Source organism: Serratia sp. K-E0102, from assembly GCF_029962625.1.
Lineage (GTDB): Bacteria > Pseudomonadota > Gammaproteobacteria > Enterobacterales > Enterobacteriaceae > Serratia > Serratia sarumanii.
Map to the genome: position 1 here is coordinate 261,474 of NZ_CP124754.1, position 16,108 is coordinate 277,581.

The 16,108-nt window shown below is 57.4% G+C and carries 11 protein-coding genes, 2 tRNA genes, 3 rRNA genes and 1 riboswitch; of the genes, 11 read left to right on the forward strand and 5 right to left on the reverse strand.

Annotated elements, in window-relative coordinates; translation table 11 throughout:
• Positions 1-39: 39 nt before the first annotated feature.
• A riboswitch (TPP riboswitch) is annotated at positions 40-164 on the reverse strand.
• 39 nt (positions 165-203) lie between these two features.
• Positions 204-695 carry an Rsd/AlgQ family anti-sigma factor gene (locus SSARUM2_RS01190; RefSeq protein WP_033636734.1) on the reverse strand — a complete coding sequence of 164 codons (492 nt, stop codon included), beginning with the start codon at positions 693-695 and terminating at the stop codon, positions 204-206.
• 101 nt (positions 696-796) lie between these two features.
• Between SSARUM2_RS01190 and nudC the strand changes: the two genes are divergently transcribed.
• The 6 genes from nudC (at position 797) to SSARUM2_RS01220 (ending at position 5,172) form a co-directional block, all read left to right on the forward strand.
• Positions 797-1,564: an NAD(+) diphosphatase gene (gene nudC / locus SSARUM2_RS01195; protein ID WP_033638644.1), complete on the forward strand. Its 768-nt coding sequence runs from the start codon at positions 797-799 to the stop codon at positions 1,562-1,564.
• 38 nt (positions 1,565-1,602) lie between these two features.
• Positions 1,603-2,667, forward strand: a complete 1,065-nt coding sequence (gene hemE, locus SSARUM2_RS01200) for a uroporphyrinogen decarboxylase (protein ID WP_033636735.1) — start codon at positions 1,603-1,605, stop codon at positions 2,665-2,667.
• A gap of 9 nt (positions 2,668-2,676) precedes the next feature.
• Entirely contained in the window at positions 2,677-3,363 is a 687-nt protein-coding gene (nfi, locus tag SSARUM2_RS01205) for a deoxyribonuclease V (RefSeq protein WP_060439654.1), read from the forward strand.
• Positions 3,364-3,411: 48 nt separating this feature from the next.
• Positions 3,412-4,002: a YjaG family protein gene (locus SSARUM2_RS01210; protein ID WP_025160203.1), complete on the forward strand. Its 591-nt coding sequence runs from the start codon at positions 3,412-3,414 to the stop codon at positions 4,000-4,002.
• A gap of 189 nt (positions 4,003-4,191) precedes the next feature.
• On the forward strand, positions 4,192-4,464 hold the full coding sequence (hupA, locus tag SSARUM2_RS01215) for a nucleoid-associated protein HU-alpha (RefSeq protein ID WP_004929874.1): 273 nt from the start codon (positions 4,192-4,194) through the stop codon (positions 4,462-4,464).
• Between the two features lie 36 nt (positions 4,465-4,500).
• On the forward strand, positions 4,501-5,172 hold the full coding sequence (locus tag SSARUM2_RS01220; RefSeq protein ID WP_079656126.1) for a DUF1481 domain-containing protein: 672 nt from the start codon (positions 4,501-4,503) through the stop codon (positions 5,170-5,172).
• 49 nt (positions 5,173-5,221) lie between these two features.
• Here the strand turns inward: SSARUM2_RS01220 and purD are convergent, their stop codons facing one another.
• Both purD and purH read right to left on the reverse strand, forming a co-directional pair.
• A complete protein-coding gene (purD, locus tag SSARUM2_RS01225; RefSeq protein WP_033636738.1) occupies positions 5,222-6,505 on the reverse strand; it encodes a phosphoribosylamine--glycine ligase in 1,284 nt (427 codons plus the stop codon).
• Positions 6,506-6,553: 48 nt separating this feature from the next.
• Entirely contained in the window at positions 6,554-8,143 is a 1,590-nt protein-coding gene (purH, locus tag SSARUM2_RS01230) for a bifunctional phosphoribosylaminoimidazolecarboxamide formyltransferase/IMP cyclohydrolase (protein WP_049234649.1), read from the reverse strand.
• Between the two features lie 633 nt (positions 8,144-8,776).
• On the opposite strand from purH, the gene SSARUM2_RS01235 reads away from it, so the two are divergent.
• The 5 genes from SSARUM2_RS01235 to rrf all read left to right on the forward strand — a co-directional run bounded on the left by SSARUM2_RS01235 (position 8,777) and on the right by rrf (position 13,918).
• A 16S ribosomal RNA gene (locus tag SSARUM2_RS01235) occupies positions 8,777-10,318 on the forward strand.
• Between the two features lie 75 nt (positions 10,319-10,393).
• Positions 10,394-10,470, forward strand: a tRNA-Ile gene (locus SSARUM2_RS01240).
• Positions 10,471-10,508: 38 nt separating this feature from the next.
• Positions 10,509-10,584 (forward strand) — tRNA-Ala (locus tag SSARUM2_RS01245).
• A 207-nt stretch (positions 10,585-10,791) separates the two neighbouring features.
• Positions 10,792-13,699: ribosomal RNA gene (locus SSARUM2_RS01250) — 23S ribosomal RNA — on the forward strand.
• 103 nt (positions 13,700-13,802) lie between these two features.
• Positions 13,803-13,918: ribosomal RNA gene (gene rrf, locus SSARUM2_RS01255) — 5S ribosomal RNA — on the forward strand.
• The 16S, 23S and 5S rRNA genes sit together here with 2 tRNA genes alongside, the layout of an rRNA operon.
• Before the next feature lie 166 nt (positions 13,919-14,084).
• Here rrf and actP read toward each other — a convergent pair.
• Together actP and SSARUM2_RS01265 are read right to left on the reverse strand one after the other, a co-directional pair.
• Positions 14,085-15,737, reverse strand: coding sequence for a cation/acetate symporter ActP (actP, locus tag SSARUM2_RS01260; RefSeq protein ID WP_041037522.1), 1,653 nt, complete (start codon positions 15,735-15,737; stop codon positions 14,085-14,087).
• Positions 15,734-16,045, reverse strand: coding sequence for a DUF485 domain-containing protein (locus SSARUM2_RS01265; RefSeq protein ID WP_004930047.1), 312 nt, complete (start codon positions 16,043-16,045; stop codon positions 15,734-15,736). The genes actP and SSARUM2_RS01265 overlap by 4 nt, the downstream gene beginning before the upstream one ends.
• Between the last annotated feature and the right edge of the window lie 63 nt (positions 16,046-16,108).

Here is a 16,108-nt window from a genome sequence, read left to right on the forward strand (position 1 = left end):
TAAGGCAGGGCGCCCGCAAGGGGAAGGCCGTGCCTGTGGCGATAGATTACTCTTGTTCCCTTCGCGGGTATTAACCCGATCAGGTTCCGCGGATCCCGAATTAACGGTCTCAGCCTGGCTGATTCGATGAACAAATCAGGCGCTAGGCACTCCGACAAGATGCCCCCCAGTATAGGAGGGATAAGAAAAAAAACTATAAAATTTTAACGCGCCGGATCCGGCTGCGGTTGCTGCGCGGCTTCCGCCTCCAGCAGGATCAGCTTATCTTCCAGCGCAAAGCGCGCCGCCAGCGTTTCGCCGATATCCGACAAGGCCTGGTGGAATTCCAGACAAACCTCCTGATCGATATCCACTTCGGTATAGCGATCGTGGAACGCCATGATCTGTTCGGTATTGGCCCACAGCTTGGGGTAGATGTTCACCGCCAGCGACATTTTCGGACTGGCTGCGCCTTCCACTTGTTTGATAATTCTGTCATAGATATGAAAATGCCCTGCGGAGAGGTAATCCACCAGGTTGTGGCAAAAGTTCTCCAGCGCTTTTTCATTCAGCGGCGTATGCTTTTCTTTATTCGGTTTGAGGCCTACCAGCGTGCAGTAGGCGACCAGCAACTGCTTGCGGGCCTGAAGCCATTGATCAACTAATTCATTACTACCGCCAACGCGCTGAGTCAGCCTTTCCAAACGGTTGAGCATGTTTGACTCCGTGTAAGTAATAAAAGTAACCGGTAAGTTATTAAAATGTAACAAAGCCGATTCGTAGAGTGCCAGTGAAGCTGAGGTTGTGCAACAACGATATGGAACTTGCATTAACGGGCAATGAAAACGGCTGGTGGATCGTCAGCCATGAAAGCAAACTTTGGTTACCGAACGGTGAATTGCCGTCGGGGACGGCCGCCACCCTCGGGCTGCAGGGCCGTATGGCGCGCACCATCGGTGAGTGGGCGGGGGCGCCGGTTTGGCTGGTGCGCCAGGCGATGCCGCGGGAGATGGGCTCGGTGCGTCAGCTGTTGGATCTGGATCGCGGTCTGTTTCAGCTTGCCGGGCGCGGCGTGCAGCTGGCGGATTTCTACCGTTCACATCGCTATTGCGGCTACTGCGGCCATGAGATGCACCTCAGCCGCAGCGAGAGCGCCTGCCTGTGTGGCCACTGCAAAGAGCGCTACTATCCGCAGATTGCACCCTGCGTGATCGTCGCCATTCGGCGCGAGGATCAGATCCTGCTGGCGCAACACGTGCGCCATCGCGGCGGTATCCACACGGTGCTGGCCGGCTTCGTCGAAGTGGGCGAAACGCTGGAGCAGGCGGTAGCGCGCGAAGTGATGGAAGAGAGCAATATCGAAATCAAGAACCTGCGCTACGTCACTTCACAACCCTGGCCGTTCCCGCACTCGCTGATGATGGCCTTTATGGCCGATTACCATCAGGGGGAAATTCGTCACGATCCCAAGGAGCTGCTCAACGCCGGCTGGTATCGCTACGACCAGCTGCCGCTGTTGCCGCCGCCCGGTACCGTGGCGCGCCGGTTGATTGAGGACACCGTGGCGCTGTGCCGGGCAGAATAATGTACAATGGCCGGCAGATTATTAAGGGAGCCCCATAAATGACTGAGTTGAAGAACGATCGCTACCTGCGCGCGCTGTTGCGCCAGCCGGTGGATGTGACCCCCGTATGGATGATGCGCCAGGCCGGTCGTTATTTACCGGAGTACAAGGCGACCCGCGCCCAGGCCGGTGATTTCATGTCGCTGTGCAAGAACGCGGAGCTGGCCTGCGAGGTCACGCTGCAGCCGCTGCGCCGCTATGCGCTGGACGCCGCCATCCTGTTCTCCGACATTCTCACCATTCCCGACGCCATGGGGCTCGGCCTGTACTTTGAAGCCGGCGAAGGCCCGCGTTTCAGCTCTCCCGTTACCTGCCGCGCCGACGTCGACAAGCTGCCGGTGTTCGATCCGGAAGTGGAGCTGGGCTATGTGATGAACGCGGTGCGCACCATTCGCCGCGAGCTGAAGGGCGAAGTGCCGCTGATCGGCTTCTCCGGCAGCCCGTGGACGCTGGCGACTTATATGGTCGAAGGCGGCAGCAGCAAAGCCTTCACCAAGCTGAAGAAGATGATGTATGCCGAACCGGCCACGCTGCATCTGTTGCTGGACAAGCTGGCGGACAGCGTGATCCTGTATCTCAATGCCCAGATCAAAGCCGGCGCGCAGTCGGTGATGGTGTTCGACACCTGGGGCGGCGTGCTGACCGGGCGCGACTACCGCGAGTTCTCTTTGCACTACATGCACAAGATCGTCGACGGGCTGCTGCGTGAAAACGACGGCCGCCGCGTGCCGGTGACGCTGTTCACCAAAGGCGGCGGGCAGTGGCTGGAGGCGATGGCCGCCACCGGCTGCGATGCGCTGGGGCTGGATTGGACCACCGACATCGCCGACGCGCGTCGGCGCGTCGGCGACAAAGTGGCGCTGCAGGGCAATATGGATCCGTCGATGCTGTATGCCTCTCCGGCGCGCATCGCGGAAGAAGTGGAGACCATTCTGGCCGGTTTCGGCCACGGCAACGGCCATGTGTTCAACCTGGGCCACGGCATCCATCAGGATGTGCCGCCGGAGCACGCCGGCGCCTTCGTCGAGGCGGTACACGCGCACTCGGCGAAATACCACCGTTAAGGATTCGATGTGACCGATATGGCGGCCCTGCGCGCCGAACAGCTGCGGCGCGCGGCTGAAGTCATTCGCTACGACGATCTGCCGGCCGAACCGCCGGCCTTCATCGCCGGCGCCGACGTGGGCTTCGAGCAAGAAGGGGCGGTGACGCGCGCCGCCATCGCCATCCTGCGCTATCCGTCGCTGGAACTGGTGGAGTATCAGGTGGCGCGCATCGCCACCGTCATGCCCTACATCCCGGGCTTCCTGTCGTTTCGCGAATACCCGGCGCTGTTGGCCGCCTGGGGGCAGCTGCAGCAGAAACCGGGGCTGATCTTCGTCGATGGGCATGGCATTTCGCATCCGCGGCGTCTCGGCGTCGCCAGCCATTTCGGCCTGCTGGTCGATGTACCGACCATCGGCGTGGCCAAGAAGCGCCTGTGCGGCAAATTCGCGCCGCTGGACGCCGCCGTCGGCGCGCTGGCGCCGCTGGAAGATAAGGGTGAACCGCTGGGCTGGGTGTGGCGCAGCAAGGCGCGTTGCAACCCGCTGTTCATCTCTACCGGCCATCGCGTGAGCGCCGACAGTGCGCTGGGGTGGGTGCAACGCTGCATGGCGGGCTACCGATTACCGGAGCCGACCCGCTGGGCCGACGCCATCGCGTCGCGCCGTCCGGCGTTTCAGCGTTGGTTGCAGCAGCATCCGGAGGTGTCGCCATGAGCGATTTCGGGTACACTGCGCCGCAGATAACGCGTAAGAGAGTAAAGCATGCTACGTAACCCGATTCATTTACGTCTGGAACGGCTCGAGGCCTGGCAACATTTGACCTTTATGGCCAGTTTGTGCGAGCGTATGTACCCGAATTACCAGATGTTCTGCAAACAGACCGAGTTCGGCGATCCGGCGGTTTATCGCCGCATTCTGGATTTGGTGTGGGAAACGCTGGTGGTGAAGGACGCCAAGGTCAACTTCGACAGCCAGCTCGAGAAGTTGGAAGAGGCGATTCCGTCGGCGGAAGATTACGATCTTTACGGCGTTTACCCGGCAATTGATGCCTGTATCGCATTAGGGGAACTGATCCATTCGCGGCTCGGCGGGGAGACGCTGGAGCACGCCATTGCCATCAGCGAAACATCGATTCGCACCGTGGCGATGTTGGAAATGACCCAAGCCGGTAAGGAAATGACCGACGAAGAGTTGGAAAGTTTGCCTGCGGTAGAGGAAGAATGGGACATTCAATGGGAAATTTTCCGCCTGTTGGACGCCTGTGAAGAGCGCGATATAGACCTGATCAAGGGGCTGCGATCCGACCTGCGAGAGGCCGGTGTCAGCAACATCGGGATAAATTTAGCGCAATAAGGCAACAAAACGTGATTTAACGCCTGATTTGTCATGCCTTAAGGCTTCACATCCGCACCCTGTCTGGTCTACATTTGGGGGGCGTAAAAAAAGTGGCTATCGGTGCGTGTATGCAGGAGAGTGCTGTCAATCGGCATATCCGTCGCACTCGATGCTTTGCAAACGATAAACACACTGTAAGGATAACTTATGAACAAGACTCAACTGATTGATGTAATCGCGGACAAGGCTGACCTTTCCAAAGCACAAGCTAAACTGGCTCTGGAATCCACCCTGGCTGCTATTACTGAGTCTCTGAAAGAAGGTGATGCAGTACAATTGGTTGGCTTCGGTACTTTCAAAGTAAACCATCGTAGCGAGCGCACTGGCCGCAACCCACAGACTGGCAAAGAAATCAAAATCGCAGCAGCCAACGTGCCTGCGTTCGTTTCTGGCAAAGCACTGAAAGACGCTGTTAAATAAGACCGCGCCTCGGTGAAAAGAATAAACAGGGGGGCGATGGCGCCCCTTTTGTTTGCTCGTCGGGCGCTCATGGCCGTTGGCATCGCCGTCGGCCTGAGTGCCTGCAGTTTCCATTCCGATATCCCCAGCTTTACCGCCAGCGGCTTCGTGGCCGATCAGGGTGTGATACGCCTGTGGCGTAAAGACGATGAGCAACATCGTCCGCAGGTGTTGGTCAGCGTCTACAGCCCTTACCGTGGTCCGGGTACCATCACCACGCTGTACACCTATCAGGGCGACGTGCTGCGCCAAATCAAACGCAACGACGCCGACGGCGATCGAGATTCCATTCAGCTGCGCTTTGCCGACGACGGCACGGTGAGCTTTATGCAGCGCCAGTTGGCGACACGCCGCGAACCGTTGACCAGCGATGAAATCGCTCTGTACCAATATCAGGCGCGGCGGATCCTTGAAGTGAGCAATGCGCTGCGCGCCGGCAAGGTGAAATTGCTGCAGGGGCGCTGGATGCAGGGCGAGGTGCAAACCTGCGACGGCCAACGCATGAAACCGGGGCTGGATGCCGCCTCCATCGTTTGGATCGAGAAACGCGCCCGCAGCAGTAGCCGGCCGGTGAGCGTCGCCTGGCTGGAAGCGCCCGAAGGCAGCGAACTGCTGCTGGTGGCGAACGACGACTTCTGCAGCTGGGAACCGAAAGAAGACCAGCTGTAAAAAAGGCCCCGCGCTGCGGAGCCTCCCATCATGACCTTAGACGGCCAAATCACTTGCCGCGCGCAATCGCGCGATAACCGATGTCTTTGCGGCAGAAGCTGCCCGGCCACTGAATGCCTTCCGCCAGCTGGTAGGCGCGTTGCTGCGCCTGCGCCACGGTGTCGCCCAGCGCCGTTACGCACAGCACGCGGCCGCCGCTGGTGACGACATCATCGCCCTGCAGGCGTGTACCGGCGTGGAAGACCTTGCCGTCGGCGCTTTCCTGCTGCGGCAATCCCTGGATCACTTCGCCGTTGCGATAGTCGCCCGGATAACCGCCGGCCGCCAGCACCACCCCGAGCGCAGGGCGTTCGTCCCAGTCGGAGCTTTTCTCGTTCAGGCGGCCTTCGGCACCCGCCAGGCACAGCTCCACCAGATCGGAGCGCAGGCGCAGCATGATCGGCTGGGTTTCGGGATCGCCAAAACGACAGTTGAATTCGATCACCTTCGGCTGGCCATCGGCGGCGATCATCAGGCCGGCGTACAGGAAGCCGACGTAGGTGTTGCCTTCCGCCGCCATGCCGCGCACCGTCGGCCAGATCACCTGATCCATGGCGCGCCGGTGGATTTCGTCGGTCACGACCGGCGCCGGGGAGTAAGCCCCCATGCCGCCGGTATTCGGGCCGGTGTCGCCGTCGCCGACGCGTTTGTGGTCCTGGCTGGTGGCCATTGGCACCACGTTCTCGCCGTCGACCATCACGATGAAGCTGGCTTCTTCGCCGTCGAGGAACTCTTCCACCACGATGCGATGACCGGCGTCGCCGAAGGCATTGCCGGCCAGCATGTCTCGCACCGCCTCTTCCGCTTCCTGCAGCGTCATCGCGACGATCACGCCTTTACCGGCCGCCAGGCCATCGGCCTTGATGACGATCGGTGCACCTTTGCGGCGCACATAGGCCAGCGCCGGCTCCACCTCGGTAAAGTTTTCATATTCGGCGGTCGGGATGCGGTGGCGCGCCAGGAAATCCTTGGTGAAGGCTTTGGAGCCTTCGAGCTGCGCGGCGGCCTGTGACGGGCCGAAGATTTTCAAACCGGCGGCCTGGAAGGCATCGACCACGCCGATCACCAGCGGCGCTTCCGGCCCGACGATAGTCAGACCGATGTCATGGCTCTGGGCGAAAGCGACCAGGGCAGGGATGTCGGTGGCGGCGATCGCCACGTTTTCCAGATTGGCTTCCAGCGCGGTGCCGGCATTGCCCGGCGCAACGTAGACTTTGTCCGCCAGCGGAGACTGGGCGGCTTTCCAGGCCAGCGCGTGCTCGCGCCCGCCGTTGCCGATAATCAAAATGTTCATCAGAGGCTCCACGAATGGCGTGCGCTGAAGCGCACGCGGCAAAAGGAATTAATGGCGGAAGTGACGCATGTCGGTAAAGATCATGGCGATGCCGTGTTCGTTGGCGGCGGCGATCACTTCGTCGTCGCGGATAGAGCCGCCCGGCTGGATCACGCAGGTGATGCCGACCGCCGCCGCGGCATCGATGCCGTCGCGGAACGGGAAGAAGGCGTCGGAGGCCATGGCAGACCCTTTCACTTCCAGCCCTTCATCGCCCGCTTTGATGCCGGCGATCTTGGCGGAGTAAACGCGGCTCATCTGGCCGGCGCCTATGCCGATGGTCATGTTGTCACGTGCATAGACGATGGCGTTGGATTTCACGAACTTGGCCACTTTCCAGCAGAACAGCGCGTCGCGCAGTTCCTGTTCGGTCGGCTGACGCTCGGATACCACACGCAGATCGGCGGCGGTTACCATGCCCAGATCGCGATCCTGCACCAGCAGGCCGCCGTTGACGCGCTTGAAGTCCAGCCCTGCCACGCGTTGCTGCCACTGGCCGCAGGCCAGCACGCGCACGTTCTGCTTGGCGGCCAGCAGGGAGCGCGCTTCCTGGGTGACGTTTGGCGCGATGATCACTTCCACGAACTGGCGGCTGATGATCGCCTGCGCGGTGGCGGCATCCAGCTCGCGGTTAAAGGCGATGATGCCGCCAAAGGCGGAGGTCGGGTCGGTTTGGTAAGCGCGCTCGTAGGCGGCCAGGATGTCGTCGCCGATCGCCACGCCGCAAGGGTTGGCGTGTTTGACGATCACGCAGGCCGGCTCGGCGAACTCTTTCACGCATTCCAGCGCGGCGTCGGTATCGGCGATGTTGTTATAAGACAGCGCCTTGCCCTGCAGCTGCTCGGCGGTCGCGACGGACGCTTCCTTTACCTCTTCTTCTATATAGAAGGCGGCCTGCTGGTGGCTGTTCTCACCGTAGCGCATATCCTGCTTCTTGATGTAGTTGAGGTTCAGGGTGCGCGGGAAGCGGCCGGACGGCTGCTCGGTCTCGCCGTGGTACGCCGGCACCAGCGCGCCGAAGTAGTTGGCGATCATGCTGTCGTAGGCGGCGGTGTGTTCGAAGGCCTTGATGGCGAGATCGAAGCGGGTGGCGTAGCGCAGCGAACCGTCGTTGTTGTCCATCTCGGTAATAATGGCGGCGTAGTCGCTGCTCTTCACCACGATGGCGACGTCTTTATGGTTCTTGGCGGCGGAGCGCACCATGGTCGGGCCGCCGATATCGATATTCTCGACCGCGTCTTCCAGCGAGCAATCCGGGCGCGCCACGGTTTGGGCGAACGGGTACAGATTGACGACCACCATGTCGATAGGCTGGATGTCATGCTGAGTCATGACGGCGTCGTCCTGCCCGCGGCGGCCGAGAATACCGCCGTGAACTTTTGGGTGCAGGGTCTTTACTCGTCCGTCCATCATCTCCGGGAAGCCGGTGTAGTCGGAAACTTCGGTAACGGGCAGACCGGCGTCTGCCAGCAGGCGAGCGGTGCCGCCGGTGGAGAGCAGTTCAACGCCGCGCTGGGAAAGCGCTTCGGCGAATTCAACGATACCGGCTTTGTCAGACACGCTGAGCAGGGCCCGGCGGATTGGACGAGGTTGTTGCATGGTTTTATCCCTTGGCTTTGAGTCGCAATTAAAGAGCGTTACGTGAATGTCCACCTCGTTCTCTCTATAAGGAAAGGTTTTTGCCTTATAAGGGAGGGGCAGGCGCATATTCAGGTAACGCCCCCATAAAAAGGGGGATCGTTTCGTCGCGGGGAATTGTAGCGAAAACGTTTGCGTGGCGCTCGTAAATTTTCCGTGCAAATCGCATCTGTGGATAACACTGTGTGCAAGTAGGTATAAGGCGGGGTTTTGCTGTGGAATGCAGCGAACGATCGTTTTTGCGGAAAATACCTGTTGCGGCCTGCGAGGAACTCCCTATAATGCGCCTCCATCGACACGGAACATGTGAACAACTTCACAGAGTATCCGGGGTCGCAGAGAAAAAATCCTGAAAATTAGGGTTGACTCTGAAAGAGGAAAGCGTAATATACGCCACCTCGAGTTAGCAAGCGAAAGCGCCTAACTCACTGCTCTTTAACAATTTATCAGACAATCTGTGTGGGCACTCCACAAGACGATATCCAGCATCTTCGGATGCAAAAAATATCAAGTCTTGAAGAGTGACTAACTGAAGTAAAATTCATGCAGTAAATCTTTGAGCATCGCTTCTCGAGTGGAAGCACATCAAGCTTTTAATTGAAGAGTTTGATCATGGCTCAGATTGAACGCTGGCGGCAGGCTTAACACATGCAAGTCGAGCGGTAGCACAGGGGAGCTTGCTCCCTGGGTGACGAGCGGCGGACGGGTGAGTAATGTCTGGGAAACTGCCTGATGGAGGGGGATAACTACTGGAAACGGTAGCTAATACCGCATAACGTCGCAAGACCAAAGAGGGGGACCTTCGGGCCTCTTGCCATCAGATGTGCCCAGATGGGATTAGCTAGTAGGTGGGGTAATGGCTCACCTAGGCGACGATCCCTAGCTGGTCTGAGAGGATGACCAGCCACACTGGAACTGAGACACGGTCCAGACTCCTACGGGAGGCAGCAGTGGGGAATATTGCACAATGGGCGCAAGCCTGATGCAGCCATGCCGCGTGTGTGAAGAAGGCCTTCGGGTTGTAAAGCACTTTCAGCGAGGAGGAAGGTGGTGAGCTTAATACGCTCATCAATTGACGTTACTCGCAGAAGAAGCACCGGCTAACTCCGTGCCAGCAGCCGCGGTAATACGGAGGGTGCAAGCGTTAATCGGAATTACTGGGCGTAAAGCGCACGCAGGCGGTTTGTTAAGTCAGATGTGAAATCCCCGGGCTCAACCTGGGAACTGCATTTGAAACTGGCAAGCTAGAGTCTCGTAGAGGGGGGTAGAATTCCAGGTGTAGCGGTGAAATGCGTAGAGATCTGGAGGAATACCGGTGGCGAAGGCGGCCCCCTGGACGAAGACTGACGCTCAGGTGCGAAAGCGTGGGGAGCAAACAGGATTAGATACCCTGGTAGTCCACGCTGTAAACGATGTCGATTTGGAGGTTGTGCCCTTGAGGCGTGGCTTCCGGAGCTAACGCGTTAAATCGACCGCCTGGGGAGTACGGCCGCAAGGTTAAAACTCAAATGAATTGACGGGGGCCCGCACAAGCGGTGGAGCATGTGGTTTAATTCGATGCAACGCGAAGAACCTTACCTACTCTTGACATCCAGAGAACTTAGCAGAGATGCTTTGGTGCCTTCGGGAACTCTGAGACAGGTGCTGCATGGCTGTCGTCAGCTCGTGTTGTGAAATGTTGGGTTAAGTCCCGCAACGAGCGCAACCCTTATCCTTTGTTGCCAGCGGTTCGGCCGGGAACTCAAAGGAGACTGCCAGTGATAAACTGGAGGAAGGTGGGGATGACGTCAAGTCATCATGGCCCTTACGAGTAGGGCTACACACGTGCTACAATGGCGTATACAAAGAGAAGCGACCTCGCGAGAGCAAGCGGACCTCATAAAGTACGTCGTAGTCCGGATTGGAGTCTGCAACTCGACTCCATGAAGTCGGAATCGCTAGTAATCGTAGATCAGAATGCTACGGTGAATACGTTCCCGGGCCTTGTACACACCGCCCGTCACACCATGGGAGTGGGTTGCAAAAGAAGTAGGTAGCTTAACCTTCGGGAGGGCGCTTACCACTTTGTGATTCATGACTGGGGTGAAGTCGTAACAAGGTAACCGTAGGGGAACCTGCGGTTGGATCACCTCCTTACCTAAAGATATTGCTTCGAGTGGCGTGCTCACACAGATTGTCTGATGAAAAAGTAACGAGCAGAAATACCTTTATAGGCTTGTAGCTCAGGTGGTTAGAGCGCACCCCTGATAAGGGTGAGGTCGGTGGTTCAAGTCCACTCAGGCCTACCACTTCTCGGAAGTGGAAAAGGTACTGCGCGTGACTGTATGGGGCTATAGCTCAGCTGGGAGAGCGCCTGCCTTGCACGCAGGAGGTCAGCGGTTCGATCCCGCTTAGCTCCACCATATAGTCCGGTATTTCACTACTTCAGAGTATATTGGAAACAGTATGCTGCGAAGTATTTTGCTCTTTAACAATCTGGAACAAGCTGAAAATTGAAACATGACGGCTGAAATTCATTCCTCCGTAGAAGTGCTGGAATGAAGAGTAACCTGTCATAGAGTCTCTCAAATGTTTGCAACTTGAACGATGGAAACATCTTCGGGTTGTGAGGTTAAGTGACTAAGCGTACACGGTGGATGCCTAGGCAGTCAGAGGCGATGAAGGGCGTGCTAATCTGCGAAAAGCGTCGGTAAGGTGATATGAACCGTTATAACCGGCGATACCCGAATGGGGAAACCCAGTGTGTTTCGACACACTATCATGTCATGAATACATAGTGGCATGAGGCGAACCGGGGGAACTGAAACATCTAAGTACCCCGAGGAAAAGAAATCAACCGAGATTCCCCCAGTAGCGGCGAGCGAACGGGGAGGAGCCCAGAACCTGAATCGGCTTGTGTGTTAGTGGAAGCGTCTGGAAAGTCGCGCAGCAAAGGGTGATAGCCCCGTACACTAAAATGCACAGGTCGTGAGTTCGATGAGTAGGGCGGGACACGTGACATCCTGTCTGAATATGGGGGGACCATCCTCCAAGGCTAAATACTCCTGACTGACCGATAGTGAACCAGTACCGTGAGGGAAAGGCGAAAAGAACCCCGGCGAGGGGAGTGAAATAGAACCTGAAACCGTGTACGTACAAGCAGTGGGAGCACCTTCGTGGTGTGACTGCGTACCTTTTGTATAATGGGTCAGCGACTTATATTTTGTAGCAAGGTTAACCGTATAGGGGAGCCGTAGGGAAACCGAGTCTTAACTGGGCGAATAGTTGCAAGGTATAGACCCGAAACCCGGTGATCTAGCCATGGGCAGGTTGAAGGTTGGGTAACACTAACTGGAGGACCGAACCGACTAATGTTGAAAAATTAGCGGATGACTTGTGGCTGGGGGTGAAAGGCCAATCAAACCGGGAGATAGCTGGTTCTCCCCGAAAGCTATTTAGGTAGCGCCTCGTGAACTCATCTTCGGGGGTAGAGCACTGTTTCGGCTAGGGGGCCATCCCGGCTTACCAAACCGATGCAAACTCCGAATACCGAAGAATGTTATCACGGGAGACACACGGCGGGTGCTAACGTCCGTCGTGAAGAGGGAAACAACCCAGACCGCCAGCTAAGGTCCCAAAGTCATGGTTAAGTGGGAAACGATGTGGGAAGGCACAGACAGCCAGGATGTTGGCTTAGAAGCAGCCATCATTTAAAGAAAGCGTAATAGCTCACTGGTCGAGTCGGCCTGCGCGGAAGATGTAACGGGGCTAAACCATGCACCGAAGCTGCGGCAGCGACGCTTAGGCGTTGTTGGGTAGGGGAGCGTTCTGTAAGCCGTTGAAGGTGGCCTGTGAGGGTTGCTGGAGGTATCAGAAGTGCGAATGCTGACATAAGTAACGATAAAGCGGGTGAAAAGCCCGCTCGCCGGAAGACCAAGGGTTCCTGTCCAACGTTAATCGGGGCAGGGTGAGTCGACCCCTAAGGCGAGGCTGAAAAGCGTAGTCGATGGGAAACAGGTTAATATTCCTGTACTTGGTGTTACTGCGAAGGGGGGACGGAGAAGGCTAGGCTGGCCGGGCGACGGTTGTCCCGGTTTAAGCGTGTAGGGGGTGTGACCTGGTAAATCCGGTTGCATACTAACCCTGAGGCGTGATGACGATGCACTACGGTGCAGAAGTAGTTGATGCCCTGCTTCCAGGAAAATCCTCTAAGCTCCAGGTAACATTAAATCGTACCCCAAACCGACACAGGTGGTCAGGTAGAGAATACCAAGGCGCTTGAGAGAACTCGGGTGAAGGAACTAGGCAAAATGGTGCCGTAACTTCGGGAGAAGGCACGCTGGCATGTAGGTGAAGTCCCTTGCGGATGGAGCTGAAGCCAGTCGAAGATACCAGCTGGCTGCAACTGTTTAATAAAAACACAGCACTGTGCAAACACGAAAGTGGACGTATACGGTGTGACGCCTGCCCGGTGCTGGAAGGTTAATTGATGGGGTCAGCCGCAAGGCGAAGCTCTTGATCGAAGCCCCAGTAAACGGCGGCCGTAACTATAACGGTCCTAAGGTAGCGAAATTCCTTGTCGGGTAAGTTCCGACCTGCACGAATGGCGTAATGATGGCCAGGCTGTCTCCACCCGAGACTCAGTGAAATTGAACTCGCTGTGAAGATGCAGTGTACCCGCGGCAAGACGGAAAGACCCCGTGAACCTTTACTATAGCTTGACACTGAACATTGAGCCTTGATGTGTAGGATAGGTGGGAGGCTTTGAAGCGTGGACGCCAGTCTGCGTGGAGCCATCCTTGAAATACCACCCTTTAATGTTTGATGTTCTAACTCGGCCCCATAATCTGGGGTGAGGACAGTGTCTGGTGGGTAGTTTGACTGGGGCGGTCTCCTCCCAAAGAGTAACGGAGGAGCACGAAGGTTAGCTAATCACGGTCGGACATCGTGAGGTTAGTGCAAAGGCATAAGCTAGCTTGACTGCGAGAGTGACGGCTCGAGCAGGTACGAAAGTAGGTCTTAGTGATCCGGTGGTTCTGAATGGAAGGGCCATCGCTCAACGGATAAAAGGTACTCCGGGGATAACAGGCTGATACCGCCCAAGAGTTCATATCGACGGCGGTGTTTGGCACCTCGATGTCGGCTCATCACATCCTGGGGCTGAAGTAGGTCCCAAGGGTATGGCTGTTCGCCATTTAAAGTGGTACGCGAGCTGGGTTTAGAACGTCGTGAGACAGTTCGGTCCCTATCTGCCGTGGGCGTTGGAAGATTGAGAGGGGTTGCTCCTAGTACGAGAGGACCGGAGTGAACGCACCACTGGTGTTCGGGTTGTCATGCCAATGGCATTGCCCGGTAGCTAAGTGCGGAAAAGATAAGCGCTGAAAGCATCTAAGCGCGAAACTTGCCTCAAGATGAGTCTTCCCTGGGCCTTTAAGGCCCCTGAAGGAACGTTTAAGACTAAGACGTTGATAGGCTGGGTGTGTAAGTGCAGCGATGCATTGAGCTAACCAGTACTAATGATCCGTGAGGCTTAACCTTACAACACCGAAGGTGTTTTAGAGACGAAGATATTTTCAGCGAAGTTCCGAGATTGGTTCTGATGGCGACACGAGAGTGAAGCGGTTGGAATGAAACGAATTTGCCTGGCGGCAATAGCGCGGTGGTCCCACCTGACCCCATGCCGAACTCAGAAGTGAAACGCCGTAGCGCCGATGGTAGTGTGGGGTCTCCCCATGCGAGAGTAGGACACTGCCAGGCATCAAACCAAGCCGAAAGCCCTGAACTGACGTTCAGGGCTTTTTGCTATGCGTAAAACGCAAAAAAGCGCAGCTACGCTGCGCTGTTTCTCCGACAAAACAGCCAGAGAAAAGGCCCCGAAGGGCCTTTGATTAGGGTGTGTTTGCTTTTTTCACTTATTATTCGGTCAATGCGAGCTGCCCTGAGAGATGCCCAACCCGGTTTGCGAACGGACAAACTGAGCCCGGAAGCGTTCCCGCTCTTGCTGCCCGGCCAGCGAGCTGTCGGTGATCGAGAATAGCCAGGTACCGACAAAGGCGACAATCATCGAGAACAGCGCCGGATATTCATAAGGGTAAATCGGTTTTTCATGGCCGAGGATCTGCACCCAGATCGTCGGGCCGAGGATCATCAGAATCACCGCCGTCAACAGGCCCAGCCAGCCGCCAATCATCGCGCCGCGAGTGGTCAAACGCGACCAGTACATCGACAGGATGATGATAGGGAAGTTACAGCTGGCGGCGATAGAGAACGCCAACCCGACCATAAAGGCGATGTTCTGCTTCTCGAACAAAATCCCCAGGGCAATGGCGACAATGCCTAGCACCACAACGGTGATCTTGGATACTCTCAGTTCGTCGCGCTCGGTTGCCTTGCCGTTTTTCATCACGCTGGCGTACAGATCGTGAGAAACGGCCGAGGCGCCGGCCAGCGTCAGGCCTGCAACGACCGCCAGAATGGTGGCGAAGGCCACCGCCGAGATAAAGCCGAGGAAGAAGTTGCCGCCAACGGCATTGGCCAGGTGTACCGCCGCCATGTTGGTGCCGCCCAGCAGCGCGCCGGTGGCGTCTTTGAACGCCGGATTGGCGCTGACCAACAAGATGGCGCCGAATCCGATGATAAAGGTCAGGATATAGAAATAACCGATAAAACCGGTGGCGTAGAACACGCTCTTGCGCGCTTCTTTGGCGTCACTCACGGTGAAGAAGCGCATCAGGATGTGCGGCAGACCGGCGGTGCCGAACATCAGCGCCAGGCCGAGCGACAGCGCGGAAACCGGATCGGATACCAGGCCGCCTGGGCTCATGATGGCGATGCCTTTCGGATGCACTTTCACCGCTTCGGCGAACAGGGTGTTGAAGTCGAAGTTAACCGACTTCATCACCATCAGCGCCATAAAGCTGGCGCCGGACAGCAGCAGCACCGCCTTGATGATTTGCACCCAGGTGGTGGCCAGCATGCCGCCGAACAGCACGTACAGCACCATCAGGATACCGACCAGGATCACCGCCACGTGGTAGTTGAGCCCGAACAGCAGCTGGATCAGCTTGCCGGCGCCGACCATCTGCGCGATCAGATACAGCGCCACCACCACCAACGAGCCGCAGGCCGACAGGGTGCGGATCGGTTTCTGTTTTAGGCGGTAAGAGGCGACATCGGCAAAGGTATAGCGGCCGAGGTTGCGCAGGCGCTCCGCGATCAGGAACAGAATGATCGGCCAGCCGATGAGGAAGCCGATGGAGTAGATCAGGCCGTCATAGCCCGAGGTGTAGACCAGGGCGGAGATGCCGAGAAACGAGGCGGCAGACATGAAGTCGCCGGCGATCGCCAACCCGTTTTGCAGGCCGGTGATGCGCCCGCCCGCGGTGTAGTAATCCTGACGGGAACGGGTGCGTTTGGACGCCCAATAGGTGATGTAGAGCGTGGCGCCGACAAACAGGATAAACATCACGATCGCCTGGATGTTCAGCGGCTGACGATGCACTTCGCCGCCGATGGCTTCGGCGCAGGCCAGACCGGGCAGCAACAGCAGCGCGGTGGCAGAGAATAAGCGCTTCATTGTTTCACCTCACGCAGAATTTCTGCGGTGAGGCGATCGAACTCGCCGTTGGCGCGAAACACGTAGATCCCGGTCAAGACGAAAGAGATCACGATCAGCCCGACGCCGACCGGGATCCCGCGGGTGATGGTCGATCCGGCGGCGATCGGCGTGCCGAGCCATTGCGGATCGAAGGCGATCAACAGAATAAAGCCGACGTACAGCGCCAGCGTAATCAGCGAAAGCAGCCAGGCGAACCGGCCGCGTTTTCTCACCAGCTCTTTAAAGCGCGGGTTTTCTTCAATCCCTTGATAAATGGTGTCATTCATCAGAGTGTCTCCAGTCGGTATTGAGAGATTACGCCGCGCCAGGGCCGCTCAACGGCGCGTTAT

What these genes read in the sequence shown, in the direction of transcription:
- nudC (WP_033638644.1), top strand. Translation starts at nt 797, where the DNA reads ATGGAACTTGCATTAACGGGCAATGAAAACGGCTGGTGGATCGTCAGC.
- hemE (WP_033636735.1), top strand. Translation starts at nt 1,603, where the DNA reads ATGACTGAGTTGAAGAACGATCGCTACCTGCGCGCGCTGTTGCGCCAG.
- SSARUM2_RS01265 (WP_004930047.1), bottom strand. Translation starts at nt 16,045, where the DNA reads ATGAATGACACCATTTATCAAGGGATTGAAGAAAACCCGCGCTTTAAA.
- actP (WP_041037522.1), bottom strand. Translation starts at nt 15,737, where the DNA reads ATGAAGCGCTTATTCTCTGCCACCGCGCTGCTGTTGCTGCCCGGTCTG.
- SSARUM2_RS01220 (WP_079656126.1), top strand. Translation starts at nt 4,501, where the DNA reads ATGGCGCCCCTTTTGTTTGCTCGTCGGGCGCTCATGGCCGTTGGCATC.
- purH (WP_049234649.1), bottom strand. Translation starts at nt 8,143, where the DNA reads ATGCAACAACCTCGTCCAATCCGCCGGGCCCTGCTCAGCGTGTCTGAC.
- SSARUM2_RS01190 (WP_033636734.1), bottom strand. Translation starts at nt 695, where the DNA reads ATGCTCAACCGTTTGGAAAGGCTGACTCAGCGCGTTGGCGGTAGTAAT.
- SSARUM2_RS01210 (WP_025160203.1), top strand. Translation starts at nt 3,412, where the DNA reads ATGCTACGTAACCCGATTCATTTACGTCTGGAACGGCTCGAGGCCTGG.
- hupA (WP_004929874.1), top strand. Translation starts at nt 4,192, where the DNA reads ATGAACAAGACTCAACTGATTGATGTAATCGCGGACAAGGCTGACCTT.
- purD (WP_033636738.1), bottom strand. Translation starts at nt 6,505, where the DNA reads ATGAACATTTTGATTATCGGCAACGGCGGGCGCGAGCACGCGCTGGCC.